Origin of the sequence: Actinoplanes nipponensis (assembly GCF_016862275.1) — a bacterium.
Lineage (GTDB): Bacteria > Actinomycetota > Actinomycetes > Mycobacteriales > Micromonosporaceae > Actinoplanes > Actinoplanes nipponensis.
The window spans coordinates 60,743-85,480 of the sequence record NZ_BOMQ01000046.1 but is presented as its reverse complement, the minus strand read 5'-3'; the positions used below and the strand labels follow the sequence as shown (position 1 = coordinate 85,480).

The window sequence follows — 24,738 nt, the reverse complement described above, 5'->3', positions numbered from 1 at the left end:
GGCGCCCGGGTGACCGCGATCCAGCAGGACACCAGCGGCGCGGTCGACGTGATCAGCCGGATCAGCGAGGTCATTGCGAAGATCAACGACTTTCAGACCACGATCGCCAGCGCCGTGGAGGAGCAGACCGCCACCACCGGCGAGATGAGCCGCAGCATCAGCGAGGTGGCGTCGGGCAGCAGCCGGATCGCCGCGAACATCGCCGATGTCTCCACCGCCAGCGGGTCCGCGGTCCAGGGGGTCACCCAGACCCGGCAGGCCAGCGACGAGGTGGCCCGGACCGCCGAGGAGTTGCGCACCCTGGTCGGCGCGTTCCGGCTCTGACCCGGCGCACCCCGACTGCACCTGGCGCGGCCCCGGTCCACAACGCCGGGGCCGCACCGTAGTGCCAGGACGAGAGGAACTCGTCCGGCGGAACGGTCTCGGGAGTCGTCGTGGGTGCAGAGCGCGAATCGGTCATGGACGGCACCACCCTCGCCGCGCCGGCGGCCGCCCTGGATCTGCGGTCCGACGCGCACGTGCACACCGGCTTCGCGGCCGGCCGGGACAGCGTGGGCCTGATCGTCTCCGCCGCCGACGTCGCCGGGCTGGCCTCGGTCACGTTCGCCGACCAGGTGGGGCCGGACACGACGTGGCTGCCGGCGTACGCCGACACCATCCGCCGGGCCCGCCGGCGCACCGAGCTGGCGCTGCGCATCGCCGCCGAGGTCGAGGTCGTCCGGCGCGACGGCTGGCTCGCGTGGCCGGCCGACCTGGGCGAGCTCGAGGCGATCTCGGTGTCCGTGTCGCGGCTGCCGCTCGCGGCCGGGCCGGTGGCGCCGCGGGACGTCCGGGCCCTGCTCGCCACCGGCGACCTCACCCCGGAACAGGTCGCGGAGATCGTGGTGACCGCGACGATCAAGGGCCTGGACCGGGCCGCCCGGTACGCCCCCGTGCAGCTCGCCCGCCCGCTGAGCCTGCTCACCCAGGTCGGCATCGACGACGCCGCGGTGACCCCGGAGATCCTCGACGCGCTCGCCGCCGCCTGCCGGCTCACCGGTACGGCGGTCGAGATCAGCGAGGCGTGGCGGGGTCCGTCGCCCCGGGTGGTGGCGATGTTGCGCGAGGCCGGAGTGGTCCTGATCGCGGCGAGTGACGCCCGGTACGCCGGCGAGGTCGGCCACTGGCAGTACCTGCGCCGCGTCTGATCGGAAACCGGCCGCGAGCCGTAATCGCGTACGTACTCTCAGTCATGCCAGCACTTCAGCATGGGAGAGATGCGATGAGTATGGTTCAGCAGGCCGTCGAGATCGGGGCTCCGCTGCACGCGGTGTACGAGCAGATCGCGACGTTCGAGAACTATCCCCGGTTCATGACCGGTGTGCAGCGGGTGACCCGGGTCGGCGACGACCAGACCCACTGGATCATGGACGTCGACGGGCACCGCCGGGAGTTCGACGCCCGGATCACCGAACGCTCCCTGGACGAGCGGGTCTCGTGGGCGACCACCGAGGGACCCCTGCTCGCCGAGACCATCACGCTGCGGCCGATGGGCGAGACCCGGACCCAGATCGTCGCCCAGCTCGAGGCCGACGTGGCCTTCCTGCTGCCCAGTGACCGGCACGGCCAGGAGACGCTGCGCCGGCGGCTCAAGGCCGACCTGGACACCTTCAAGGGCCTGATCGAGACCGGCAAGCTGGGCGACCTGCAGCTGCGCGGGGCGAGTTCCAAGCGGCTCGCCGGCCCGCCGGGCAACCCCGCCTCACCCACCTCCGTCGCCGCCCGGGCCCGCGGCGGCCGGTCGCACCCCGGCGCCGGATGGGGCACGAGCGCCGGCGAGTTCAGCAACGCCAACACGGGCACCGACGTGGACATCACCTCGGCCCCGGGCATCACCAGCGCCGCCGACCTGGACGACGTGCTGGCCCCCGGCCGCCGGATCGGTGGTGCGCGCACGGTGAGCGGCGGCGCCGCGACCATGGGCGGCAAGGCGATGGGCGCCCGCGACGTGCGCGGCGACGGAGTCGTCAGCGAGGAGGAACGCGGCGGCGACCACGACTGGTGACCCGCGCGCCTCAGCGGGCCGCTTCCAGGGTCACCACCAGGCGGGCTCCCCGGGGCTCGGCCCGCTCGTAGCGGACCGAGCCCCGGTTCGCCTCCACCAGGTGCCGCACGATGAACAGCCCCAGCCCGGCGCCGCGGACGAACCGCCCGAACAGCTGGGGCACCAGTTCCGCGGGCACGCCCGGGCCGCCGTCCTCGACCACGAGCTCGATCGACTCGCCGGTGCGGGTGGCCCCGATCCGCAGCGGCGGCTCGCCGTACCGGAGCGCGTTGCCGAGCAGATTGCGGACCACGTGCCAGACGTGCTGCCGGTCGGCCAGCGCGGCGAGGTCGTCGTCGATCTCGAGCGCCACGTCCGCGGCGCAGTCCAGCTCGGCCGTCACCGCGGTGACCACCTCCCGCAGCGGCACCGGGGTACGCCGGGCGGTCACCGTGCCGGTGTCCAGGCGGAAGAGCAGTTGCAGGTCGTTCATCATCCGGATGAGCCGCCGGGTGTTCTTGTCGATCTTCGTGACCAGCTCGTGGCGCACGTCCTCGTCCAGCTCGGCCCAGTCGGCGTTGAGCAGCTCGGCGAGGCTGGCGATCGAGCTGATCGGCTGGGCCACGTCGTGGGTCAGCATCGAGGTCAGGTCGTTCTTGAAGGCCAGCGCCGCCTCGAGCCGGAGGTTCGCCTCGCGCAGTCGCTCGTTGCCGCGCTCCAGCTCGCCGGCCCGCTCCCGCAGCTCGTCCGCGGCCCGCTGGCGGTCGGTGATGTCGACGTAGGTGGCCACGTACGCGCGGGGCTGCCCCTCGGCGTCCGGGATCGGGGCCATCGTGGCCAGCACCGGGATGTCCGTGCCGTCGGCGTGCCGGACCAGCCAGTCGCCGGTGCCGGGCGGGGGGAGCGGCGCGGGGTCCAGGCCGGTCGGCTCGCTGTGCCCGGTCAGGTCGCGCCAGCGGCGGTTGACGTCGATCACCCGGTGGTTGGCGTCGAGCACCAGCACCGCCTCGTTCATCGACTGCAGCAGGGTGTCCGCGAACTCCCGGCCCTCCCGCAGCTCGGCGACCAGTTCCCGGTGCCGGCGGTCGGCGCCCTCGAGCGAGCGGATCAGGAAGGCGATCAGGGCCAGCACGGCCAGCGCGGCGAGGATCGCCCCGGTGCTGATCGCGGCGGCCGGCCGGCTGATTCCGGTACGCACCGCCAGCGCGCTGATCAGGGCGGCGACCACCGGCACGGCGATCGCGGCGGGCAGGGTGTGGCGGATCCGGGTGCCCGCCCCGGCGACCGCGGTGGTCCGCAACGGGCCGGCCTCCGGGCGCGCGAGGATGGCGCCGAGGGCGAGCGTGAACAGCGCGCCGGCGTGGTACGGCGACATGACGCTGTCCGGGCCGCCGCCGTCCGGGAACGTCGGGGCGAACATGCGGGGGACCAGCGCGACCAGCGCGATGATCGCGGCGCCGGCCAGCAGCGGATCGGCCACCCGGAACCGGGACTGCCGGCCGGGCCGGCGTACCCGCAGGTCGATGCCGAGCAGCGCCAGGCCGGTCAGCAGGGTTGCCACGCCCGCGGCGGGATGGCGGGTGAGCGCGGCGGCGCCCAGGACGGCGGCCAGCCCGGCGAGCAGGGCGGCGGCGAGACGCAGCGCCGGGGCGGGACGGGCGGGCGCCAGCAGGGACAGAGCGAGCCCGGCGGCCAGTAGTGCGGCCGCCGGGCTCGACGTCAGGGCTGCGGAGGTGGTGAGCAGGTCCAGGGCGCCGAAGACGGCCACCGCGACACCGGCGCACCCGGCGAGGATCCGGGACAGCCTGCCCACGTCCTGCGCCGCGATCTGCACCGGTGGAACCCCTCCAAATATGGGCGTATCGCCCAAGTGTGAGGGAGTGATCATATCGCGGCGGATGGGACCAAGGGGTTACGCCGGGTGAGACTGCCCCGCCCACTCGAAGCCGTCCTCGACGGTGACCTTCGACGCGACCAGAGCCAGCCGGCCGGCGTGCTTGTTGGCATGGTGCCCGCAGAACACCAGCGAACCGCCGCTGCTCAACGCGATCTCGGCCTTGGCCGCTGCGTTGCAGCTGTCGCAGCGGTCGACCAGGGCGGGGACGGTGACGATCTCGGGCGACAGCATGGTGGTCATCATCGCTCTCCTTGCTCGGTGGCGGTGCGGCGGTCCTGACAGCGGGTACTTCGGCCCGCCGGAGAGGCGGCTTAGCGCTCGGGACGGGGATCGGCCCCCTGCAACTGAGGCGCAACCGGCGGGGTCCCCGGGCGACTCTGTCCCAACGTCAACCTTTCCCTCAGACGCCCCCGGCATACCCGTTTGCGCGGGTGAAGTCGTTCGCCGGTGGCTTAACGGGAGGGAACCCAGAATGACTCGCATCGACGGCCGGCGTCGCGCCGCGCGCCTGGCGTTGACCGCCGGCATCGCCACCGCGGCGGCGGTGACCGGCGTCGCCGGCACTGCCCTCGCCGGTACGCCGGCCGCGCTGCCCACCGGCCCGGTCCGGGTGACAGGCGGCGCCGGCGTGATCCCCGGCAGCTACATCGTGGTGCTCAAGCCCGGCTCGGCGGCGGCCGCCCGGGTCACCTCCGCCTCGCAGAGCCTCGTCAAGCGGTACGGCGGCAAGGTCCGCACCAACTATCTGTCGGCGGTCCGCGGATTCCAGGCGAGCATGACGGCCGCCGAGGCGCGCCGGCTGGCCGCGAACCCGGCGGTGGACTTCGTCGAGCAGGACGCCACCGTCCGGATGACCGACACCCAGAGCGGGCCCACCTGGGGCCTGGACCGGATCGACCAGACCGCGCTGCCGCTGTCGCAGACCTACACCTACCGCTCGGCGGCCACCGTGACCGCGTACGTGCTGGACACCGGCATCCGCACCAGCCACACCGAGTTCGGCGGCCGGGCCAGCTCCGGCTGGGACTTCATCGACAAGGACGCCACCGCCCAGGACTGCCACGGGCACGGCACCCACGTGGCCGGCACCATCGGCGGCCAGACGTACGGCGTCGCGAAGGACGTCAAGCTGGTGGGTGTCCGGGTGCTGGACTGCACGGGCTCCGGCTCGTACTCGGCGATCATCGCCGGCGTCGACTGGGTCACCGCGCACGCGGTCAAGCCGGCCGTGGCCAACATGAGCATCGGCGGCACGCTCAGCTCGGCGCTCAACGCCGCCGTCACCAAGTCGATCGCCGCCGGGGTCACGTACGCCGTCGCGGCCGGCAACGACAACACCAACGCCTGCAACTTCTCGCCGGCGGCCACGCCCGACGCGATCACGGTCGGCGCCACCGAGAGCACCGACGCCCGCGCCTCGTTCTCCAACTACGGCCCCTGCCTCGACATCTTCGCCCCCGGTGCGCGGATCCTGTCCGCGGGCTACGCGTCCGACACCGGCACCCAGACGATGAGCGGCACCTCGATGGCCAGCCCGCACGTGGCCGGCGCCGCGGCCCTGGTGCTGGGCGCCGACCCGACCGCCACGCCGGCCCAGGTGCTCGCCGCGCTGACCAGCAAGGCGTCGACGGGCAAGGTGACCTCGCCCGGCACCGGCTCGGTCAACCGGCTGCTCAACACCTCCTGGCTGAACACCACCGCCCCGGCGACCACGACCCCGACCACCACGCCCACCACCACCACGCCCACCACCACGCCCACGACCACCCCCACCACCGCCCCGACCACGACGGCCCCCACCACGGCGCCCACGACCACGACGCCCACGACCGCCCCGACCACCGCGCCGGCCCCGGCGTGCGGACCGTTCACCATGGGCAACGACGTCCGGATCGCCCGGTACGGCACCGCGTGGAGCAGCGCGACCATCTCCGGCTGCACCGGCACCGCGTCGGCGACCTCGTCGGTGACGGTGGCCGTCGTGCACGGCTACCGCGGCTCGCTGGTCGTGTCGCTGATCAGCCCGCGTGGCACCAAGATCACGCTGAAGGCGGCCAACAGGGCGGACACCGCGGCCAATCTGACCCAGACCTACCCGATCAACCTGTCCGGCACCTCGCGCAACGGGACGTGGACGTTGCAGGTCAAGGACACCTACGGCACCACGACCGGATACCTGGACAGCTGGAAGTTGAGCCTCTGAAAGCCCGGAAAGCCGTACCGGCGCAGGGCCGCGCCGATAGCGTTGGCCGAGACAAAGAGGCAAGGAGGCCGCCATGACGGAGGTCACGCAGGAGCGCCCCACGGTCCTCGTCGTCGACGACGAGGAGGACCTGCGCGACATCATGCGCCGGATGCTCGAGCGCCGCGGCTTCGCCACCCTGGTGGCCGGCGACCGGGAGTCGGCCGTCGCGGTGTGCCGGCAGCACGCCGGGGTCATCGACGTGCTGGTCACCGATCTGAACCTGCCCGGCGACTCGGGCGGCGAACTCGCCCGCACCCTGACCGGGCTGCGTCCCGGGCTGGGCGTGGTCTACATCTCGGGCCTGCCCAAGGACATCGCCGTGGCCAAGGGCCTGATCGACGCGGATGCGCTGCTGGTGAAGAAGCCGTTCACCTCGGATCTGCTGCTCGAGGCCCTGCGCTCGATCCTCGACCAGCGGGCGCCGACCGGCTGAACACCCGCCAGCCAGAACGCCGCCGGAGCGATCCGGCGGCGTTTTCGCGTCCGGGGGCTCGGCCGAACGGCGGAGCCGCGCTCGGCCGGAAAACCCTTCATGCGGTGGTGCTCCTGCCGCCCGTGGGTCCTGTGTGGTGTAGCACCGGGCCCGCACCCGTTCGCGATCCGGGGCGGCACCCGTCCGCGCTGAACCTGAATGTCAGACAGCAATTGTTTGACATACAGGGGGAACGACGTGACGGGCAGGCGCAGGACGATCGGGGTCGCACTGACGGGCGTGGTGGTGGCCGGTGCGGGCATCGCCCTGTCCGGTACGGCGAACGCCGCGACGACGACCGAGACGACGAGCACCTACAGCACCGACGACGCCTACACGTCCAGCATCCGCCGGACGGTGAACTTCGGCTCGGCCGACAAGCTGGTGGTCGGCCGGGAGTCCGGGGACACCCGGCTGTCCTATGTGAAGTTCGCGCCCAGGGTCGCCGCCGGCGCCACGGTGACCGCGGCCGTGCTGCGGCTGCCGGTGGAGAGCAAGCCGGTCGCCCAGACGCTGAGCCTCTACGCCGTGGCGAGCACCTGGTCGCAGCGGACCATCACGGCGGCCAGCGCCCCGGCCCTGGGCAAGCTGGTGGCCTCGGTCAGGCCGAAGGCCACCGACACGACGCTGAGCTTCGACGTCTCCACTGTGGTCATCAAGGGCGGCACGTACGCGTTCGCGCTCAAGTCCGCGGCCACCGGCGCGGTCACCCGCCTGCGTGCCGCCGACTACGGCACCGCCGGCACGGGCGGCCCGCAGCTGTTGCTCTCGATCAGGCGCACGGCGACCACGCCGGCCACGACGGCCCCGACCAAGCCGGCCACGACCGCGCCTACGACGGTCCCGGCCACGACCGCGCCCACGACGGTCCCGGCCACGACCGCGCCTACGACGGTCCCGGCCACGACCGCGCCCACCACGGCTCCGGTCACGACCGCGCCCACCACGGCTCCGGTCACCACGGCTCCGGCCACGGCCGCGCCCACCACGCCGGCGCCGACGACCGCGCCGGCGGAGTGCGTCACCGGCGCGCTGCTCGTGCCGTCCTGCGGGGTGCTGTGGGGGGCCGCGGCCGGTGGCTTCACCGACGCGCCGCGCGACCAGGCCCTGAAGACCTGGGAGACGCTGACCGGCCGCACCGCGACGATCTTCCACGCCTACCACAAGGGCGACGAGCAGTTCCCGACCAAGGCCGAGATCGCGATGACCCGCGACGCGCAGAACCCGCGGGTGCTGCTGCTGAACTGGAAGGTCGCGTACAACTCCACGTGGGCCAAGGTCGCGGCCGGCGCGCAGGACGCCCGCATCGACAAGTGGTCGGCGTACGTCAAGGCCACCTACCCGGAGAAGTTCTTCCTGGCGCTGCACCACGAGCCGGAGAACGACGTGCAGACCGCGGCGGCGTCGGGCATGACCGCCAAGGACTACGCGGCGATGTACCGGCACGTGATCACCCGGCTGCGGGCCAACGGCGTCACCAACGCCGTCAACGTGATCGCCTACATGGGCAACGAGAAGTGGATGGCCCAATCCTGGTGGGCCGACCTCTACCCGGGCGACGCCTATGTGGACTGGATGGGTCTGGACTCCTACGTCAGCGTGGAGAAGGGCTACTACCACTACGGCGACATGGGCGACCTGCTCGACCGGCAGCCCACCGGTGGCGGCCTCGGCTGGTACGACTGGGCCGTCACCAACCACCCCACCAAGCCGGTCATGGTCGCCGAGTGGGGCATGTACCACCGCCGCGCGACGATGACCGACAAGTCCGCCGCCTTCGACACCGTCATCCCCGAGCTCAAGGCCCACCCCGCGATCAAGGCGATCGTCTACTTCGACACCGCCAGCGACGATGAGGGCGACCGCGACATCTCGGTGAACTCGACGGCGGGCAGCCTCGCCGCCTTCCGCAAGGTCGCCGCCGACCCGATGTTCCGGGTGAGCGTCGGCCGGTGAGCCCTAACCGCCGGGCCACGGCACGGTGAGCTCGCCGCGACGCCACCGGGCCGGCCCCGGCAGCACCGGCCACTGCTCGCGGAACTTCTCGACCGTGGCCCGCCACCGCTGCCGGGGCCCGAACGGCGTCGCCGACGCGTCCCAGGCCACGCCCAGCGCCCGGAGCAGCTCGTGCACCGGTTCACCCGGCACGTTGTGGTGGATCAGCGCCTTGGGCAGCCGCTCGGCGAAGGTGGCCGGGTGGTCCAGATCGGACAGCCGGGCGGACAGGGTGAGCGTCCGCGGGTCGCCGGCCTCCACCACGGCCCAGGTCGCGATCCGGCCCAGCTCGTCGCAGGTGCCCTCGACCAGCAACGCGCCGGTCGCGGTCATCGCGGCCCAGGCGGCGGGCACGTCCTGCTCCGGATACTGGCGCAGCACGTTGAAGGCGCGGACCACCTGGGGGCGCAGGCCGGCCAGCTCGAATCCGCCCCGGCGGAATTCGAGCAGCGGCGGGTCGGCGTACGGCTGGGCGGCGATGACCCGTTCCGGATCGATCTCCAGGCCGACCACCGCCACGTCCGGGCGGACCGTGGCCGCGAGCCGGGCGCGCAGCTCGACGGCGGTGACCGGCGTCGCGCCGTACCCGAGATCGACGACCAGCGGGTGGGCCGCGGCCGTGAGCGCCTCGGCGCAGCGGTGGGCCAGGAAGTTGTCCACGCGGCGCAGCCGATTCGGGTTGGTGGTCCCCCGGGTGACGGCGCCGAGCGGTTTCACAACTCCCGGGCCACCTTGTGCTGGGCGGCCTGCGCGATCGGGCGGACCACCAGCCGGTCGACGTTGACGTGCTGCGGCCGGGTGGCGACCCAGGCGACGCAGTCGGCGATGTCGTCGGCGACCAGCGGCTCGCGCACCCCGGCGTAGATCGCGTCGGCCTTGGCCGGGTCGCCGAGCCGGTTGAGCGAGAACTCGTCGGTGCGCACCATGCCGGGGTCGATCTCGACGACCCGGACCGGCCGCCCGGCCAGTTCCAGGCGCAGCGTGCCGACCAGGGCGTTCTGCGCGTGCTTGGCCGCCGTGTAGCCGCCGCCGCCCTCGTACACGGTGAACCCGGCCGTGGAGCCGATGGTCACCACTGTGCCGGCGCCGCCGGCCTCCAGGGCGGGCAGCAGGGCCTGGGTGACCCGCAGCGTGCCCAGCACGTTGACGTCGTACATCCACTGCCAGTCGCCGACCGAGCCCGCCTCGACCGGATCCATGCCGCGGGCCCCGCCGGCGTTGTTGACCAGCAGCGCGAGCGGCGCGCCGAGCTCGGCGACCGCCGCGGCGAGGGCGGCCACGGACGCGTCCGACGTGACGTCGCAGGCGACCGCGGTGGCGTCCGGGCCGATCTCCTGGACGAGCTCGGCGAGCCGGTCCGCCCGGCGGGCGGCGGCTACCACGTGGAAGCCCTCGGTGGCCAGCCGGCGCGCGGTCGCCGCGCCGATGCCGCTGGACGCCCCGGTGACGACGGCGATCTTCTTCTGCACCATCCTTTGATCCTGCCTCACCGCGGGGGGAGAGCTGGGTCACCCCCGGCCTTCCGGCGTTGGGTTGAGGGGCCCGGGATGGGGAAGATGAACGACGGCGTAACAATTCGGCGTTACCAACCACTGCCTCGCGAAGGGACACGACGTGGCTGAGCTGCGGGCAGCAGGCCCCTGGCCGACACCCCGGCGCATCGCCACCCTCTCCGTGCACACCTCGCCGCTGGAGCAACCCGGCACGGGCGACGCCGGCGGCATGAACGTGTACATCGTCGAGGTGTCCAAGCGGCTGGCCGAGCGCGACGTCGAGGTGGAGATCTTCACCCGGGCCACGTCGAGCGAGCTGCCGCCGACCGTGGAGATGGCCCCCGGCGTGACAGTGCGGCACGTCACAGCCGGGCCGTTCGAGGGTCTGTCGAAGGAGGAGCTGCCCTCGCAGCTCTGCGCCTTCACCAACGGCGTGCTCCGGGCCGAGGCCGCGCGCCCGCCCGGCGCGTACGACCTGATCCACTCCCACTACTGGATGTCCGGGCAGGTGGGCTGGCTGGCCCGGGAGCGCTGGGGAGTGCCGCACGTGCACACCCCGCACACCCTGGCCAAGGTCAAGAACAGGCTCATCGCCGCCGGCGACCGCCCGGAGCCCAAGGCCCGGGTGATCGGCGAGGAACAGGTCATCGCCGAGGCCGACCGGCTGGTCGCGAACACCCGCTTCGAGGCGCAGGACCTGGTCGGCTGCTACGACGCCGACCCCACCCGGCTCGCCGTGGTGCAGCCGGGGGTGGACCTGGATCGTTTTCGACCCCGCTCCACCCGGGCCGCCGACCGGCGCCGGCTCGGCCTGCCCGCCCGCGGGTACGTGGTGGCCTTCGTCGGCCGGATCCAGCCGCTCAAGGGGCCCGACGTGCTGATCAACGCGCTGGCCGGGCCCGCGCTGCGCGACCTGGACGTGACCGTGGTGATCTGCGGCGGGCCCAGCGGCAGCGGGCTGGACCGGCCCACCTCGCTGATCGAGCTGGCCGCCTCGCTAGGCGTCTCGCACAAGGTGCGCTTCGTGGCCCCGCAGACCGGCGAGGCGCTGGCCGCCCTCTACCGGGCCGCCGACCTGGTCGCCGTGCCGTCGCACAACGAGTCGTTCGGGCTGGTCGCGCTGGAGGCGCAGGCCTGCGGCACGCCGGTCGTCGCGGCGGCGGTGGGCGGCCTGGTCACCGCGGTCACCGACGGGGTGAGCGGGGTGCTGGTGAACGGGCACCATCCCGGCGACTGGGCCCGGGTGCTGGCCGATCTGCTGCTCGCGCCGGGCCGCCGGTTGCGGCTCTCGGTCGGCGCGGTGCGGCACGCCACCAACTTCTCCTGGGACCGCACCGCGGACGGGCTGCTGCGGGTCTACCGCGAGGCGGCGACCGAGCACCGTGCGCTCATCGAGGCCCGCCTGGCAGGCTCGTTCTCATGGTGACCGAGATCGGCGCGCTGATCGAGCGGGTCTGCGCGGAACGCGAGCTGGAGTGCGAGCCCACCGGCGAGTCGTCGTGGGTGGTGACGCTGCCCGGCACGCACAAGCTGAAGACGGCCTGCAACCTCATCGTGGGCGAGCACGCCCTGCGCATCGAGGCGTTCGTGATGCGCCATCCGGACGAGCGGCGCGAGGAGCTGTGGGCCTGGCTGCTGCGCCGTAACGCGCGGATGTACGGCGTCAGCTTCTCCATCGACGCGGCCGGCGACGTGTACCTGACCGGCCGGGTCACGCTGAAGGGCCTGGACGAGGACGAGCTGGACCGGCTGCTGGGCGCGGTGCTCACGTACGCCGACGAGTCCTTCGACTCGATGCTGGAGATCGGCTTCGGCTCGTCGATCAAGCGCGAGTGGGAGTGGCGGGTCAAGCGCGGCGAGTCCCTGGCCAACCTCCAGGCCTTCGCCCACCTCGCGGATCCGGAGAGCACCGTTTAACAGGTGGTGGACGGGCGTGGCCGGTGGGCTCCCGGCCACGTACTGGTATCTCTGGACCGGGCTGCTGATCAACCGGGTCGGCGGCTTCGCCGTGCTGTTCCTGAGCCTCTATCTCACCGCCCAGCGCGGCGCGAGTCCGGCGCTGGCCGGCCTGATCGTCGGCGGGTACGGCGCCGGCGGCATCGCCGGCACCCTGCTCGGCGGCGTGCTCACCGACCGCTGGGGCCGCCGCTCCACGCTGCTGGTCTCGCACTTCGCCACCGCGGCCCTGCTGGCCGCGCTCGCGCTCACCACCGACCTGCGGTTCGTCGCCGGGCTCGGCCTGCTGCTCGGTCTCGCCCAGGCGATGCCGGGGCCGGCCTTCGTCGCGGCGATCATCGACGTGGTCCCGCCGGCCCGCCGCTCGCGGGCCTTCAACCTCCAGTTCTGGGCGTTCAACCTGGGCCTGGCCGGCGCGTCGCTGCTGGCCGGGCTGCTGGCCGAGTGGAGCTATCCGGCGCTGTTCCTGATCGACGCGGCGTCGACGGTGCTCACCGGGGTCATCATCGCGTGGAAGGTCCCGGAGACGCTGCGCCGGCGACCCGGGGACCCGGCCGGGGCCGGGCCGCGGCCGGGCCTGCGCACGGTGCTGGCCGACCGGATCTTCCTGGTCTTCGTCGGCCTGACCCTGCTCCAGGCCCTGCTGTACGCCCAGACCAGCACGATCGTGCCGCTGGCCATGCGCGCCGACGGGCTCGGCCCCTCGGGCTACGGCCTGGTCACCGCGCTGGGCGGGACGCTGATCGTGCTGGGGCAGCTCTTCGTGCCGCGGCTGATCGACCGGCACCGCAAGGACCGGGTGCTGGCGGTGGCGGTGGCGGCCATGGCCGCGGGCTTCGCGATGCTGGCCGTGGCCGACCGGTTGAGCGGCTACCTGATCGCAGCGGCGGTCTGGACGCTCGGATCGATGCTCGCCGCGCCGCCGAACGCGGAGATCAACTCGGAGCTGGCGCCGGTGGAACTGCGCGGGCGCTACCAGGCGGTGTTCTTCCTCACCTTCCCGGCGGCCGCGTTCCTGGCGCCGGCCCTGGGCGGCGTGAGCCTGCAGGCCTTCGGGGCCGGGCATTGGCTGATCGTCGCCGCCGTGGGCATCGTCGCCGCGGTGCTGCATCTGGCGGCGGGCCCGAGCCGGGAGCGAAGGGTACGGAGGGTGCGAGAGGCCGAAACAACGGCGCCGGCGGCGGCGGGCGACACCCATCCCCATAGGCGTCGCCCGCACTAACCGCCGGTCTCGGGTAACGCCGTCCCCCAACGGCTGATGCCACCCGTCCCCGAACGCCGATCCGCGGTGACCCGAAGGTCAACCCGTTCCCCGAACTGACGGTTCGGCGTCCATCGACCACGCTAGTTGGGCCGGTCAAGGGTCACAAGCGGGTTGGCTGTCTGCCATCTGTCTGACCCGTCACAGCTCGCAACTTCACCCTCACGGGGGATGCCCGGGTGGGCCGTCCGGCCGTCGCCCCTTCGCCCGCCCGGCCCCACACCGGCGCTCCGGGCTACTTCTTGGCGGACTTCTTCTTCGCGCCGACCTCGATCTTGATGAGCCGCTGCACCAGTTCGGGCTTCTTGAGCTCGGCGGTGCCCTTCACCCCGCGCGCACGCAGCCGGCGGCGCAGATCGTCGGCCTTGAGGGCGGCGATGGCGCTCTCGCTGACGTCCGGGGTGTTGGGGGTGTCGTTGCCCGAGGTCGGGTTCTTGGTCGAGCGCTTGGCGGCCGGCGCGCTCTTGGTGGTGCTCTTCTTGGTGCTCGGCGAGCTCTTCTTGGCGCCGGCGGTGCTCTTGGTGTTCTTGGTGCCGGCGACCTCGGCCTTGATGAGCTTCTTGACGAGCTCGGGCTTCTTCAGGTCGGCGGTGTCCGTGACGCCGTGCCCGCGCAGCCGGCGGCGCAGCCCGTCCACCTTGAGGGCGGCGATGGCGCTCTCGCTGACGCCCGGGGTGTTGGGGGTGTCGTTGCCCGAGGTCGGGTTCTTGGCCGACCGCTTGGCCGCCGTGGTGCTCTTCCGGCCGGCCGACGTGCTCTTCGCGGCGCTCTTGCCGGCGGCGGCGGAGGTGCTCTTCGCGGCGTTCTTGCCGGCGGCGGAGGTGCTGCGGGTGCCGGCGACCTCGGCCTTGATGAGCTTCTTGACCAGCTCCGGCTTCTTGAGCTCGGCGGTGTCCTTCACGCCGTGCCCGCGCAGCTTCTGCCGCAGCTCGGCGACCTTCATCTTGGCGATCGCGCCCTCGCGCACCGTCGGGGTGTTCGGGGTGTCGTTGTGCGGCGTCGGATTCTTGGCGGTCTTGGTGGCTGCCACGCGGGGTCATCCTCTCGAAAAACAACGGGGAGATACGTCTATCCGCTGTTCCGTACCCATTGACCGCGGGCGGGACACAAATCCCCTAGTCGCGCGCCGGCACCTTGACGCCCTCGACGGCCGGCGCGGGCGGCGTCGTGTCCTCCTCGTGGCGGGTCTCGCCGGCCGACGGCGGCCGCCCGGCCGCCCCCGGCGCGGCCGGCCCCAGCTCCCGCAGGGCCGCGGCGCGGCGTTCGCGGGCCGGGCCGGAGGCGAGCTGTCCCGCCGCCACCACGACCCCGACGGCGGCGCAGCCCAGCCACAGCACCGTGCTGCCCAGGTGCTGCTGCACGAAGCCACCCACGATCGGGGCGAGCGCCGAGCCGGCCGACCAGGACAGCGAGTTGACGCCCTGGTAGCGGCCGCGCAGGGCGGCGGGGGAGAGCTCGGCGATCAGGGCCGAGTTCGACGGCGACTGGAGCATCTCGCCGAGGGTCCAGATGACCACGGACAGGGCGTACACCGCAACGGTGCCGGCGAAGGCGTTCAGGCCGAAGCCCACGCCCAGGATCAGCGTGGCCAGGGCCAGCACCCGGGTGCGGTCGTGACCGTCGATCAGCTTGGGGACGAACAGCTGGCCCGCCACGATCATCAGGCCGTTGACGGCGATGACCCAGCCGAACGTCGCCGGGCTGAGCCCGTCGGCGCTCATCGCGATCGGCAGCGTCGACATGTGCTGCATGACCACCAGCACCACGAAGAAGTTCAGCAGCAGGAAGCCGACGAACACCCGGTCGCGGAAGACCGTGTGCAGGCCGGGGCCGCCGCGGGCCGGTCGCCCGGGCGCCGCGGGGGCCGCGGGGGCCGGGCGTGCGGGCCGGGTCTCGGTCAGGAAGACCAGGCTGATCAGCGCGAACGCCAGCGTGCTGCCCGCGTCGACGACGAACAGCAGCAGGTAGTCGAACTGGGCGGCGAAACCGGCCAGGACGGCCGAACAGGCGAAGCCGAGATTGACCGCCCAGTAGTTCAGCGAGTACGCCCGGATGCGGTCGCGCTCGGGCACCACGTCGATCATCATGGCCTGGAACGCGGGCCGGATCGCCTCGGCGAAGACGCCGAGCAGGAACGCCCCGGCGGCGAGCTGCCCCAGGCCGTCGGCGAAGCCCAGGGCCAGCATCAGTGCGGCCGCGCCGAACTGGGCGGTGAGCAGGGTCGGGCGCCGGCCCCAGCGGTCGGCGAGCACGCCACCGGTCATCGTGCCGATCGCGCCGCCCACGCCGTAGGCGCCCAGCACGAGGCCGGCCCGGCTCTGGCTGAAGTGCAGCGCCTGGGTCAGGTAGATGGCCAGGTAGATCACCACGAAGGCGCCCAGGCGGTTGATCAGCGTGCCGGTCCAGAGGAACCAGAACTGCCGCGGCAGACCGCCCGTAGCCTGCTGTAACCACCCGCGCACGCGCCAACCCCCGTAAGCACCGGAACACCTCTGCTGCCTTACAACCTACTGATCCGGACCGACCCGCGCAGCCGGGTTTCCACGTGGTGGTCGCCACTGGAGGGTCCACGCACACGCCGGCCCGGACTGCGGCAGGATGGAGGCATGACTGTGGGGACCCTTGTGCTGCTGCGGCACGGCGAGAGCGAGTGGAACGCCAAGAACCTCTTCACCGGCTGGGTCGATGTCGACCTCACGGCCAAGGGTGAACAGGAGGCCCGGCGCGGCGGCGAGCTGTTGAAGGAGCACGGCCTGCTGCCCGACGTCGTGCACACCAGCCTGCTGCGGCGGGCGATCCGCACCAACGAGATCGCGCTGCACGCCGCCGACCGGCACTGGATCCAGGTCCGCCGCTCGTGGCGGCTCAACGAGCGGCACTACGGCGCGCTGCAGGGCAAGGACAAGAAGCAGACCCTCGAGCAGTACGGCGAGGAGCAGTTCATGCTCTGGCGCCGCTCGTACGACACCCCGCCGCCGCCGATCGACGACAACGACGAGTACTCGCAGTTCGCCGACCCGCGCTACGCCGCCCTGCCGCCGGAGCTCAAGCCCCGCTCCGAGTGCCTCAAGGACGTCCTCGAGCGCGCCCTGCCCTACTGGTACGACGCGATCGTCCCGGACCTGCTGTCGGGCCGCACCGTGCTGGTCACCGCGCACGGCAACTCGCTGCGCGCCATCGTCAAGCACCTGGACCAGATCTCCGACGAGGCGATCGCCAAGCTCAACATCCCGACCGGCATCCCGCTGCGCTACGACCTGGACGCCAGCCTGCGCCCGGTCACCGTCGGCGGTGCCTACCTGGACCCCGAGGTGGCCAAGGAGGCCGCCGCCGCGGTCGCCAACCAGGGCCGCTGACGCCGCAGGGACAGCGGAAAGCCGGGACGCCCCCGTGGCGTCCCGGCTTTTCCGTGCCGTCGGGTCAGTTGTGCACCGGCTCGCCGGTGATCAGGTAGATCATCTGCTCGCCCGCGTTGACCGCGTGGTCGGCGTACCGCTCGTAGAAGCGGCCCAGCAGCGCGCCGTCGATCGCGGTCTCCGCGCCGTACGGCCAGTCGTCGTGCAGCAGCACCTTGAACAGGTCCCGCTCGAGGTCGTCCATCGCGTCGTCGTCCTTCTCCAGCTCCGCCGCCAGGTCGGCGTTCGGGCTGGCCAGCACGACGGTGATCTTGTCGGCCATGCGGTCCGCGACCTCGGCCATCTGCCGGAACACCGGCCGCAGCTCGGCCGGCACCGCCGGCGACGGGTGCCGGCGCAGCGCGGTCTTGGCCACGTGCTCGGCCAGGTCGCCCATCCGCTCCAGGTCGGCCGAGATGTGCAGGGCGGTGATGACCATCCGCAGGTCGGAGGCGACCGGCGCCTGCCGGGCGATGGTGTCCGCCACCTTGGTCTCGACCTGGCGGTAGATGTCGTCGACCTCGGCGTCGCGCGCCACCACCGCCTCCGCGGCCTCCCGGTCGGCCTTGAGCAGGGCGGTGGTGGCCTTGCGCATCGCGGCACGGACCGATTCCGCCATGGTCACCAGCAGGCGACTGACCTCGGACAGGTCGGCCTGAAACTCCTCGCGCATGATTTCGTCCCGGGGTTCGGGGCTGCCGGCGAACCGGTGGCAGCCGGGGTTGAGCTGGGCTTGCCGGCCCAGGTTAGGTCGGCGCGGCGGCCTGGACATGAACGGCGGTGAACGACGCCGGGCCTGATGGTGAACATTGTTCGAAGCGCGCCGGGTTTGTCCGGTTAGCCGTACGGTCCAGGTAAACAATGACCCTACGATCGCAGCGTGGATCCGGTGTACGGCACAACCCTCGTTCTCGTCGCCCTCGCCATCGGCGTGGTGGCCGGGTTCCTGCTATCCCGGTACCGCCGCACCGGCCGGGCGGTCGCCACCGGGCCGGACAAGCCGGCGAAGGCCCGGTCGACCGAGGGGGGACGAAAGATCGACACCGACGGGGACCGCACCGGCAAGCACGGGCTCAAGGGGCTCGGCCGCAAGAGCCTCGACTCGCTGCGCGTCGGCGTGGTGGTGCTCGACGCCGAGGACGAGCCCGTCCTGGTCAACCCGGCGGCCCGCGCGATGGGACTGCTGCGCTCCGGCGGCGCGCCGGGGACCATCGCGGCGCACCCGATCCTGCGTACCCTGGCCGGTCAGGTCCGCCGCACCGGGGTCCGCCGCGAGGTCGAGCTCGACCTGCCGCGCGGCCGCGCCGGCGGCGCCCAGGCGCCGCTCGGGCTGCACCTGCGCGCGGTCGCGCTCAACGCCACCCACGTCGCCGTCGAGGCGGCCGATGTCACCGAGTCCCACCGGCTGGCCCGGGTCCGCCGGGACTTCGTCGCCAACGTCAGCCACGAGCTCAAGACCCCGATCGGCGCCCTGCAACTGCTCGCCGAGGCCCTGCTCGACGCGACCGAACTGCCCGAGGCCGAGCTCGCCGACCGCTCCGAGGACCTGATCGCGGCCCGCCGGTTCGCCGACCGCATCCACCACGAATCCGCCCGGATGGGCCGGCTCGTCAACGAACTGCTCGAACTGACCCGGCTGCAGGGCGCCGAACCGCTGCCCACCCCCGAACCGGTCGCCGTGGACTGGGTGATCGCCGAGGTCATCGACCGCACCCGCACCACGGCGTCGGCCAAACACATCGAGGTCGTCTACACCGGCCCCAAGGGCGCCACCGTGTACGGCAGCGACACCCAGGTCGCCACCGCGGTGACCAACCTGGTGGAGAACGCGATCGCCTACTCGGGCGAGGACACCCAGGTCGCCGTTGCCCTGCGCCAGGACGACGACTGGATCGAGATCGACGTCACCGACCAGGGCATCGGCATCGCCCCGCACGACGTCGACCGGATCTTCGAACGCTTCTACCGGGCCGACCAGGCCCGCTCCCGCTCCACCGGCGGCACCGGCCTCGGCCTGGCCATCGTCAAACACATCGCCACCAATCACGGCGGCCGCGTCGAGGTCTCCAGCACGCTCGGCGGTGGCTCGACGTTCACCCTGCGCCTACCGGCGCGCCCACCGGAAACCCCCCTGCCGCTACCGGCGGCGATCGAGACGGAGCCCGGCCCGGCCGGGCTCCCCACGGCCTGACCCGGCCGGCCCTTCCAGGAAGGAACCCCCATTGGCTCGCGTGCTCGTGGTCGAGGATGAGGAGTCGTTCTCCGACGCCCTGTCGTACATGCTGCGCAAGGAGGGCTTCGAGGTGTCGGTCGCCCCGACCGGAACCTCGGCGCTGACGCAGTTCGACCGGACCGGCGCCGACATCGTCCTGCTCGACCTCATGCTGCCCGAGATGTCCGGCACCGAGGTGTGCCGGCAGCTGCGGCAGCGTTCCGCCGTACCGATCATCATGGTGACGGCCCGGGACAGTGAGATCGACAAGGTGGTCGGCCTGGAGATCGGCGCCGACGACTACGTCACCAAGCCGTACTCGCCGCGCGAACTGGTCGCCCGGATCCGCGCGGTGCTGCGCCGGCAGGGCGCGGAGGCGGCCGAGGTCACGACCCCGACGCTGGCCGCGGGCCCGGTCCGGATGGACGTGGAACGGCACGTGGTGACCGTGGAGGGGTCGTCGGTGCAGCTGCCGCTGAAGGAGTTCGAGCTGCTGGAGCTGCTGCTGCGCAACGCGGGGCGGGTGCTCACCCGGGGCCAGCTGATCGACCGGGTGTGGGGCGCGGACTACGTGGGCGACACGAAGACGCTGGACGTGCACGTGAAGCGGCTGCGCTCCAAGGTGGAGCCCGAGCCGTCGGCGCCGCGCTACATCGTCACGGTGCGGGGTCTGGGGTACAAGTTCGAACCGTGATCGGAACGCGACGGGTGGTGGCGGCGGTCGCCGCCCGTCGTCGTGGCGCGAATGGGCGATGTGCGGGCCCTGCGGCCGTCGATAGCTTCGTGGTCACCACGGCGAGCAAGTACGCGGCGCCGGACCGACCCGAAGGTGCCTGCCATGAATTCTTTCCTGCCCCGGACCGCCCTGGCTCTGCTGGTGGCCGGCCTGGCGACCGTGTCCCTCGCCGCCTGCGACGGCTCCGGCTCATCGTCGGCCGGAACGGCCGAGGCGCCCGCCGCAGCCCCGGCCGCCGGTGCCAGCACGGCGGCCGCCGCGGCCATAGACGTCTCCGCCGCCGATCTCTGTGCCTACCTGAAGAAGAACGTGGCCGACTGGAAGGCGGTCGGCAGCGAGGTCGGCGCGATGGCCCAGATGACCATCGGCCTGGCCGACTTCTACGACGGCAAGGGGGCTGTCCCGGACGGCGCCGACATCGACGAGAAGTCCCGGGCGCAGTGCCCCGACGTGCGGACCGAGGTGTTGCGGGCGGCGGGGATCGATTCCTTCACGGCGCTGTGACGGCGCGGGCGGCGGGCGTTGTGCGTATCGTCGCCCGTCGATAGCTTCGGGGCTGCGGCGGCGAGCGACGATGCTCGGCCCGGCCCGAATCGAGGTGTGCCATGAGCCCTGACCCTTCCGGCCCGCGACTGTCCCGGCTCGTGGTGGCCGGGTTGCTCGCCGTCGCGGTCGCCGCCTGTGACGAGGCCGGCCCGGACGTCACGCCGGTCCCGGTGCCGCAGTCCACCGCTCCGGGGCCGACGCCAACCTCCGCTCGGCCGCCGAGCCTCGTTCCCGGCAGCCGGCCGGTCGCGGCGGCCGACCTGTGCGGGTTCCTGCGCGGGAAGCTGCCCGAGTGGCGGGCGGTCGGCGGCGAGGGCGCCGCGCAGGCTCAGCTGGCCATCGACCTGTTCACCTTCTACCAGAAGCAGGGCGCTGTGCCGGCCGGCCGCGACATCGACGAGCAGACCCGGGCGCAGTGCCCGGAGGTCCGGCGTCAGGTGCTCGCGGCGGCCGGGATCGACAGTTTCCTCATTCTCTGATCACGCCTGCGGTGGGGTGGCGGGCTCGCGTCCGCCGCGCTTCTTCGGCGCCCGGGCCGCCTCCGCGGCCACCGTCGCCGGGTGCGGCGCGACCAGCCCGGCGCGCAGCCGCTGGTCGCAATGCCGGGCCAGCTCGTCGTAGGCCTCCTGGCCGATCAGGGCGATCAGCTCCGGTGCGTACGTGCGGTACATCGCCTCGGTGCCGACGTGGGCGTCCGGTGAGGACGTGCACCACCAGTCCAGGTCGTGCCCGCCGGGACCCCAGCCGCGCCGGTCGAACTCGGTGAGCGTGGACAGCAGGTACTTCGTGCCGTCGGGGCGTTTGGTCCAGTCCTGCTCGCGGCGGACCGGCAGCTGCCAGCAGACGTCGGGCTTGTAGGTCAGCGGGTGCACCCCGTCGCGGAGCGCCTGGGCGTGCAGCGCGCAGCCGCCGCCCCCGGCGAAGCCGGCGTCGTTGAGGAAGACGCACGGCCCGTCCTTGGACTGCGTCGCCGTGCGCCGGGCCGGCTTCTCGCCGTCGATGGTGTCCATCTCGGTGTAGTTCTTGAACCCGCGCCGGTAGTGCTGCCACGTCTCGGGGGTCAGCTTGGCGGCGGCGTTGCGGGTGCGGGTCTCGTCGTCGGCGTCGGTGAAGAAGGCGCCGTGCGAGCAGCAGCCGTCCTGGGCTCGGCCGGCGACGATCCCGTGGCAGGCGGAGCCGAACACGCAGGTCCACCGGGAGAGCAGCCAGGTCAGGTCGGCCCGGACCACGTGCTGCTCGTCGGCGGGATCGGTGAACTCGATCCATTCCCGAGGGAAGTCGAGCGGTACCTCGCGGGCGCGGGCGGCGGCCGCCTCGTCCAGGACGATGCGGAGCTGGGTGCGGCGACTCACCTGCGACAGCGTACGCGTGCGGGTGGTAAACCCCCGCGCGGCCGGGCGTTTTGTAGGCTTATCTCCCAGCTGAGAGCTGGCGGGTGTGCCGGACGGGTCTACCCTTGACGGGTGACTTTCCGCGTCCCCGTGCTTCTGTCCAGCTCATCCGTCTTCCCCGAGCCGACCGCGGCCGCGTTCGAGATGGCGGCGACGGTGGGTTACGACGGTGTCGAGGTCATGGTCTGGACGGATGCCGTCAGCCAGGACGCCGGCGCGCTGCAGGGCCTGTCCGCCCATTACGCCGTGCCGGTCCTGTCGGTGCACGCGCCGTGCCTGCTGGTGACCCAGCGGGTGTGGAGCCCGGACCCGTGGGAGCGGCTGCACCGGGCCGCCCAGCTGGCCGAGACGCTGGGCGCCCCGACGGTGGTCGTGCACCCGCCGTTCACCTGGCAGCGGGACTACGCGCGCACCTTCGCCGAGGGCCTGGCCAAGATGCAGCTGCGGCACCCGGAGATCACCTTCGCGATCGAGAACATGTATCCGGTCCGGATGGCCGGGCGCACCTTCGTGCCGTACGTGCCGGGCTGGGATCCGACCGAGGCGGGCTACGACGCGTACACGCTCGACCTGTCGCACGCCGCCGCCTCGCGGACCGACTCGCTGGTGCTGGCCGACCGGATGGGCCGGGGCCTCAAGCACGTGCACCTGGGCGACGGCACCGGCGAGGGCCGCGATGAGCACCTGGTGCCGGGCCGGGGCACCCAGCCCTGCGCCGAGCTGCTGCAGTCGCTGGCCGGGCGCGGCTTCCAGGGCTCGGTGGCGCTCGAGGTCTCCACCCGCAAGGTGACCAGCCGCGCGGTGCGCGAGGCGGACCTGCGCGAGTCGCTGGCCTTCGCCCGCCGCCACCTCGCGCCGGCCCCGACCGCCACCGCGGCGATCCCGCTCTGAGCGGAGCGGGCTACGCGGGGGTGAGGGTCGCGGCGCGCTTGCGGGCGCGGTGGGCCGCCACGTGCGAGCGGGTCGCGCAGCGCTCCGAGCAGAAGCGCCGGCAGTTGTTGGACGACGTGTCCAGGTAGACGTTGCCGCAGCGCTCGTCGGCGCAGATGCCGAAGCGGGCGCTGCCGTACTCGCACAGCCACACCGACAGACCCCAGACGGCGCCGGCCAGGTATTCGGCGCTGACCGAGGCGCCCCGGCTGGTCACGTGCATGTGCCAGTCGGAGGCGTCGTGCCCGGAGATGCGCGGCTGCACCGGGTACGCCTCCAGCAGCGCGTTCAGTTCCGTCACGGCGTCGGCGTCGCGGCCGGTGGTGCCGTACTCGAACACGTCCCGCAGCCGGCGCTGGGCCCGGCGGAAGACGCCCAGGTCCTTCTCGCCGACCTCGTCCCGCATCCAGGCCTGGTCCTGGCTGAACAGCGCCCGGAGACCGTCGAGGTCGGCGAGCCCGGCGTTGACGAGCTCGACCGCCGTACGCGCGTACGCATCGAAGTTCACCCGACAACCGTAGCGGGACGGTGAAGCATTAAGACAGCTCTACCGCGACCCGTGCGGGGACGGGCGATACGCTCGGCGCATGCTCCGTTCCGTCTTTCTCGCCGCCGCCGGGTCGTCCCGGATGGAGCGGCTGATCTCCTCCGCCCCGGTCAGCAAGGGGATCGTGCGCCGGTTCGTCGCCGGCGACGGTATCGACGACGCGTTGCGCGCGAGCCGGGAGCTCGCCGACGACGGCCTCGCGATCAGCCTCGACTACCTGGGCGAGGACACGCTGACCGCGGAGCAGGCAACCGCCACCCGCGATCAGTACCTGACATTGCTGGCCCGGCTGAAGGACGCCGGCCTGACCCCGGCGGCCGAGGTCAGCGTCAAGCTGTCCGCGCTGGGGCAGAAGGTCGACGACCGGATGGCCTACGGCTACGCGCAGGAGATCTGCGCGGCGGCGGCCGCGGCGGGCACCACGGTCACGCTGGACGCCGAGGACCACACCACCACCGACTCGACCCTGGAGATCCTGGCCGAGCTGCGCAAGGACCACCCGGCCACGGGGGCCGTGCTGCAGGCGTACCTGCGCCGCACCGAGGGGGACTGCCGGGAGCTGGCCACCGCCGGGTCGCGGGTGCGGCTGTGCAAGGGCGCGTACGCCGAGCCCGAGTCGGTGGCCTACCAGTCCGCGCTGGACGTGGACAAGGCGTACGTGCGCTGCCTCAACATCCTGATGTCGGGCGCCGGCTATCCGATGATCGCCACCCACGACCCGCGGCTGATCGCCATCGCCGAGGACCGGGCGCGCTGGTTCGACCGCTCGGCCGACGAGTTCGAGTTCCAGATGCTCTACGGCACCCGCCCGGAGGAGCAGGCCCGGCTGGCAGCGGCGGGGCACACCGTGCGCGTCTACGTGCCCTACGGCGACCAGTGGTACGGCTACCTGATGCGCCGGCTGGCCGAGCGTCCGGCCAACGTGGCTTTCCTCGGCCGGGCGCTGACCAGCAAGAAGTAAGTCACCTTTCGGGGGAGAAAGCGCCACACGGGGCGTGTCGACTTGACTTTTTGCGGCGATTTCACGGAACGCATCTCCTTGATCACAGGAGTCTCGATACCGTACTGATGACACGCGCGCCCGCCCGCCGCGGCGCACGGCCCAACGGCCGCGGCGGAGGCGCCTGCGAAAGGATCGGTGCGAGGAGATGACGGGTCCAGCCCAAGCCGAGGAGCGCCTCGCGGAGGTGCGCTTCCTGACCGTCGCCGAGGTGGCGGCGCTCATGCGGGTGTCCAAGATGACCGTCTACCGGCTCGTGCACGGCGGTGAGCTCAGCGCCGTCCGGGTGGGTCGCTCGTTCCGGGTGCCGGAGCACGCCGTCCACACGTACCTGCGGGGGGCCTTCAGCCAAACGGCCTGAGCCCGGGGGCGTGTTGGTCCCCGGCAGGCCGGGCGGCTACGCTGAAGCGGTTCGCCCCGGGTGACCTGTCCGCGTCTGCTGGATGCCGGGTCAGGGGCAAACCGCTGTCAAGCTCGGTCGGGCGCGCTCTCCGGTGCGCAGGGACCGGCCCCACATGGTTTCGAGAGGCATTTCGTATGGGCTCCGTGGTCAAGAAGCGTCGCAAGCGTATGGCGAAGAAGAAGCACCGTAAGCTGCTGCGCAAGACCCGCGTCCAGCGTCGCCGTCTCGGCAAGTGA

General features: G+C 72.6%; 26 protein-coding genes and 1 pseudogene. 18 read left to right on the top strand and 9 right to left on the bottom strand.

Going from position 1 to position 24,738, the window contains the following annotated elements; all coding sequences use genetic code 11:
- The 3 genes and pseudogenes from Ani05nite_RS19250 to Ani05nite_RS19240 all read left to right on the top strand — a co-directional run.
- Positions 1-324 (top strand): annotated as a pseudogene (locus tag Ani05nite_RS19250) (methyl-accepting chemotaxis protein); the annotation flags it as partial.
- A gap of 110 nt (positions 325-434) precedes the next feature.
- Positions 435-1,187, top strand: a complete 753-nt coding sequence (locus Ani05nite_RS19245) for a hydrolase (RefSeq protein WP_203770035.1) — start codon at positions 435-437, stop codon at positions 1,185-1,187.
- 74 nt (positions 1,188-1,261) lie between these two features.
- On the top strand, positions 1,262-2,044 hold the full coding sequence (locus tag Ani05nite_RS19240; protein WP_239130285.1) for an SRPBCC family protein: 783 nt from the start codon (positions 1,262-1,264) through the stop codon (positions 2,042-2,044).
- 10 nt (positions 2,045-2,054) lie between these two features.
- Here Ani05nite_RS19240 and Ani05nite_RS19235 read toward each other — a convergent pair whose 3' ends face one another.
- Complete coding sequence (locus Ani05nite_RS19235) at positions 2,055-3,857, bottom strand: sensor histidine kinase (protein ID WP_239130273.1); 1,803 nt, start codon at positions 3,855-3,857, stop codon at positions 2,055-2,057.
- A gap of 78 nt (positions 3,858-3,935) precedes the next feature.
- Positions 3,936-4,160, bottom strand: coding sequence for a DUF7455 domain-containing protein (locus Ani05nite_RS19230; protein ID WP_203770033.1), 225 nt, complete (start codon positions 4,158-4,160; stop codon positions 3,936-3,938).
- Positions 4,161-4,392: 232 nt separating this feature from the next.
- Here Ani05nite_RS19230 and Ani05nite_RS19225 point away from each other — a divergent pair, with 232 nt between their 5' ends.
- The 3 genes from Ani05nite_RS19225 to Ani05nite_RS19215 all read left to right on the top strand — a co-directional run bounded on the left by Ani05nite_RS19225 (position 4,393) and on the right by Ani05nite_RS19215 (position 8,593).
- A complete protein-coding gene (locus Ani05nite_RS19225) occupies positions 4,393-6,123 on the top strand; it encodes a S8 family peptidase (RefSeq protein WP_203770032.1) in 1,731 nt (576 codons plus the stop codon).
- A gap of 73 nt (positions 6,124-6,196) precedes the next feature.
- Complete coding sequence (locus tag Ani05nite_RS19220) at positions 6,197-6,598, top strand: response regulator (protein ID WP_203770031.1); 402 nt, start codon at positions 6,197-6,199, stop codon at positions 6,596-6,598.
- 237 nt (positions 6,599-6,835) lie between these two features.
- Positions 6,836-8,593 carry a DNRLRE domain-containing protein gene (locus Ani05nite_RS19215; protein WP_239130271.1) on the top strand — a complete coding sequence of 586 codons (1,758 nt, stop codon included), beginning with the start codon at positions 6,836-6,838 and terminating at the stop codon, positions 8,591-8,593.
- 3 nt (positions 8,594-8,596) lie between these two features.
- Here Ani05nite_RS19215 and Ani05nite_RS19210 read toward each other — a convergent pair whose 3' ends face one another.
- Both Ani05nite_RS19210 and Ani05nite_RS19205 read right to left on the bottom strand, forming a co-directional pair.
- Entirely contained in the window at positions 8,597-9,349 is a 753-nt protein-coding gene (locus Ani05nite_RS19210) for a class I SAM-dependent methyltransferase (protein WP_203770027.1), read from the bottom strand.
- Positions 9,346-10,104 carry an SDR family oxidoreductase gene (locus Ani05nite_RS19205; protein WP_203770026.1) on the bottom strand — a complete coding sequence of 253 codons (759 nt, stop codon included), beginning with the start codon at positions 10,102-10,104 and terminating at the stop codon, positions 9,346-9,348. Before Ani05nite_RS19205 ends, Ani05nite_RS19210 begins: the two co-directional genes overlap by 4 nt.
- A gap of 142 nt (positions 10,105-10,246) precedes the next feature.
- On the opposite strand from Ani05nite_RS19205, the gene mshA reads away from it, so the two are divergent.
- From mshA to Ani05nite_RS19190, 3 genes are read left to right on the top strand one after another with little or no spacing between them, the layout of a single operon-like run.
- On the top strand, positions 10,247-11,551 hold the full coding sequence (gene mshA, locus Ani05nite_RS19200) for a D-inositol-3-phosphate glycosyltransferase (protein ID WP_239130261.1): 1,305 nt from the start codon (positions 10,247-10,249) through the stop codon (positions 11,549-11,551).
- Entirely contained in the window at positions 11,545-12,042 is a 498-nt protein-coding gene (locus tag Ani05nite_RS19195) for a type III secretion system chaperone family protein (protein ID WP_203770024.1), read from the top strand. Before mshA ends, Ani05nite_RS19195 begins: the two co-directional genes overlap by 7 nt.
- Before the next feature lie 16 nt (positions 12,043-12,058).
- Entirely contained in the window at positions 12,059-13,303 is a 1,245-nt protein-coding gene (locus tag Ani05nite_RS19190; protein ID WP_239130258.1) for an MFS transporter, read from the top strand.
- 274 nt (positions 13,304-13,577) lie between these two features.
- Here the strand turns inward: Ani05nite_RS19190 and Ani05nite_RS19185 are convergent, their stop codons facing one another.
- Both Ani05nite_RS19185 and Ani05nite_RS19180 read right to left on the bottom strand, forming a co-directional pair.
- Complete coding sequence (locus tag Ani05nite_RS19185) at positions 13,578-14,372, bottom strand: hypothetical protein (RefSeq protein ID WP_203770022.1); 795 nt, start codon at positions 14,370-14,372, stop codon at positions 13,578-13,580.
- 85 nt (positions 14,373-14,457) lie between these two features.
- The gene (locus Ani05nite_RS19180) at positions 14,458-15,804 is read right to left on the bottom strand and encodes an MDR family MFS transporter (RefSeq protein ID WP_203770020.1); all 1,347 of its coding nucleotides are present in this window, start codon (positions 15,802-15,804) and stop codon (positions 14,458-14,460) included.
- Positions 15,805-15,948: 144 nt separating this feature from the next.
- Here Ani05nite_RS19180 and Ani05nite_RS19175 point away from each other — a divergent pair, with 144 nt between their 5' ends.
- Positions 15,949-16,698 carry a phosphoglyceromutase gene (locus Ani05nite_RS19175; protein WP_203770018.1) on the top strand — a complete coding sequence of 250 codons (750 nt, stop codon included), beginning with the start codon at positions 15,949-15,951 and terminating at the stop codon, positions 16,696-16,698.
- Positions 16,699-16,762: 64 nt separating this feature from the next.
- On the opposite strand, the gene phoU is transcribed toward Ani05nite_RS19175, so the two are convergent.
- Positions 16,763-17,410: a phosphate signaling complex protein PhoU gene (phoU, locus tag Ani05nite_RS19170; RefSeq protein ID WP_203770016.1), complete on the bottom strand. Its 648-nt coding sequence runs from the start codon at positions 17,408-17,410 to the stop codon at positions 16,763-16,765.
- 216 nt (positions 17,411-17,626) lie between these two features.
- Here phoU and Ani05nite_RS19165 point away from each other — a divergent pair, with 216 nt between their 5' ends.
- The 4 genes from Ani05nite_RS19165 (at position 17,627) to Ani05nite_RS19150 (ending at position 20,710) form a co-directional block, all read left to right on the top strand.
- A complete protein-coding gene (locus tag Ani05nite_RS19165; protein WP_203770045.1) occupies positions 17,627-18,928 on the top strand; it encodes a sensor histidine kinase in 1,302 nt (433 codons plus the stop codon).
- A gap of 31 nt (positions 18,929-18,959) precedes the next feature.
- Positions 18,960-19,643 (top strand): response regulator, encoded by a 684-nt coding sequence (locus Ani05nite_RS19160; protein ID WP_203770014.1) that lies wholly within the window; start codon positions 18,960-18,962, stop codon positions 19,641-19,643.
- 144 nt (positions 19,644-19,787) lie between these two features.
- Positions 19,788-20,189 (top strand): hypothetical protein, encoded by a 402-nt coding sequence (locus tag Ani05nite_RS19155; RefSeq protein WP_203770013.1) that lies wholly within the window; start codon positions 19,788-19,790, stop codon positions 20,187-20,189.
- A gap of 101 nt (positions 20,190-20,290) precedes the next feature.
- A complete protein-coding gene (locus Ani05nite_RS19150) occupies positions 20,291-20,710 on the top strand; it encodes a hypothetical protein (RefSeq protein WP_203770012.1) in 420 nt (139 codons plus the stop codon).
- On the opposite strand, the gene Ani05nite_RS19145 is transcribed toward Ani05nite_RS19150, so the two are convergent.
- A complete protein-coding gene (locus tag Ani05nite_RS19145) occupies positions 20,711-21,583 on the bottom strand; it encodes a DUF3109 family protein (RefSeq protein WP_377880636.1) in 873 nt (290 codons plus the stop codon). It lies immediately after the preceding gene.
- 111 nt (positions 21,584-21,694) lie between these two features.
- Between Ani05nite_RS19145 and Ani05nite_RS19140 the strand changes: the two genes are divergently transcribed.
- Positions 21,695-22,513: a sugar phosphate isomerase/epimerase family protein gene (locus tag Ani05nite_RS19140; RefSeq protein ID WP_203770011.1), complete on the top strand. Its 819-nt coding sequence runs from the start codon at positions 21,695-21,697 to the stop codon at positions 22,511-22,513.
- 10 nt (positions 22,514-22,523) lie between these two features.
- On the opposite strand, the gene Ani05nite_RS19135 is transcribed toward Ani05nite_RS19140, so the two are convergent.
- Entirely contained in the window at positions 22,524-23,060 is a 537-nt protein-coding gene (locus Ani05nite_RS19135) for a CGNR zinc finger domain-containing protein (RefSeq protein ID WP_203770010.1), read from the bottom strand.
- A 79-nt stretch (positions 23,061-23,139) separates the two neighbouring features.
- On the opposite strand from Ani05nite_RS19135, the gene Ani05nite_RS19130 reads away from it, so the two are divergent.
- From Ani05nite_RS19130 to Ani05nite_RS19120, 3 genes are all read left to right on the top strand, one after another.
- Positions 23,140-24,060, top strand: a complete 921-nt coding sequence (locus Ani05nite_RS19130; protein ID WP_203770009.1) for a proline dehydrogenase family protein — start codon at positions 23,140-23,142, stop codon at positions 24,058-24,060.
- A 187-nt stretch (positions 24,061-24,247) separates the two neighbouring features.
- A complete protein-coding gene (locus Ani05nite_RS19125; RefSeq protein ID WP_125803603.1) occupies positions 24,248-24,460 on the top strand; it encodes a helix-turn-helix domain-containing protein in 213 nt (70 codons plus the stop codon).
- A gap of 176 nt (positions 24,461-24,636) precedes the next feature.
- Positions 24,637-24,738, top strand: coding sequence for a 30S ribosomal protein bS22 (locus Ani05nite_RS19120; protein WP_007465623.1), 102 nt, complete (start codon positions 24,637-24,639; stop codon positions 24,736-24,738).

Coding starts and splice junctions, on each gene's coding strand:
- Ani05nite_RS19240 (WP_239130285.1), top strand. CDS start 1,262: ATGAGTATGGTTCAGCAGGCCGTCGAGATCGGGGCTCCGCTGCACGCG.
- Ani05nite_RS19230 (WP_203770033.1), bottom strand. CDS start 4,160: ATGACCACCATGCTGTCGCCCGAGATCGTCACCGTCCCCGCCCTGGTC.
- Ani05nite_RS19225 (WP_203770032.1), top strand. CDS start 4,393: ATGACTCGCATCGACGGCCGGCGTCGCGCCGCGCGCCTGGCGTTGACC.
- Ani05nite_RS19220 (WP_203770031.1), top strand. CDS start 6,197: ATGACGGAGGTCACGCAGGAGCGCCCCACGGTCCTCGTCGTCGACGAC.
- Ani05nite_RS19205 (WP_203770026.1), bottom strand. CDS start 10,104: ATGGTGCAGAAGAAGATCGCCGTCGTCACCGGGGCGTCCAGCGGCATC.
- Ani05nite_RS19195 (WP_203770024.1), top strand. CDS start 11,545: ATGGTGACCGAGATCGGCGCGCTGATCGAGCGGGTCTGCGCGGAACGC.
- Ani05nite_RS19175 (WP_203770018.1), top strand. CDS start 15,949: ATGACTGTGGGGACCCTTGTGCTGCTGCGGCACGGCGAGAGCGAGTGG.
- phoU (WP_203770016.1), bottom strand. CDS start 17,410: ATGCGCGAGGAGTTTCAGGCCGACCTGTCCGAGGTCAGTCGCCTGCTG.
- Ani05nite_RS19155 (WP_203770013.1), top strand. CDS start 19,788: ATGAATTCTTTCCTGCCCCGGACCGCCCTGGCTCTGCTGGTGGCCGGC.
- Ani05nite_RS19150 (WP_203770012.1), top strand. CDS start 20,291: ATGAGCCCTGACCCTTCCGGCCCGCGACTGTCCCGGCTCGTGGTGGCC.
- Ani05nite_RS19130 (WP_203770009.1), top strand. CDS start 23,140: ATGCTCCGTTCCGTCTTTCTCGCCGCCGCCGGGTCGTCCCGGATGGAG.
- Ani05nite_RS19125 (WP_125803603.1), top strand. CDS start 24,248: ATGACGGGTCCAGCCCAAGCCGAGGAGCGCCTCGCGGAGGTGCGCTTC.
- Ani05nite_RS19120 (WP_007465623.1), top strand. CDS start 24,637: ATGGGCTCCGTGGTCAAGAAGCGTCGCAAGCGTATGGCGAAGAAGAAG.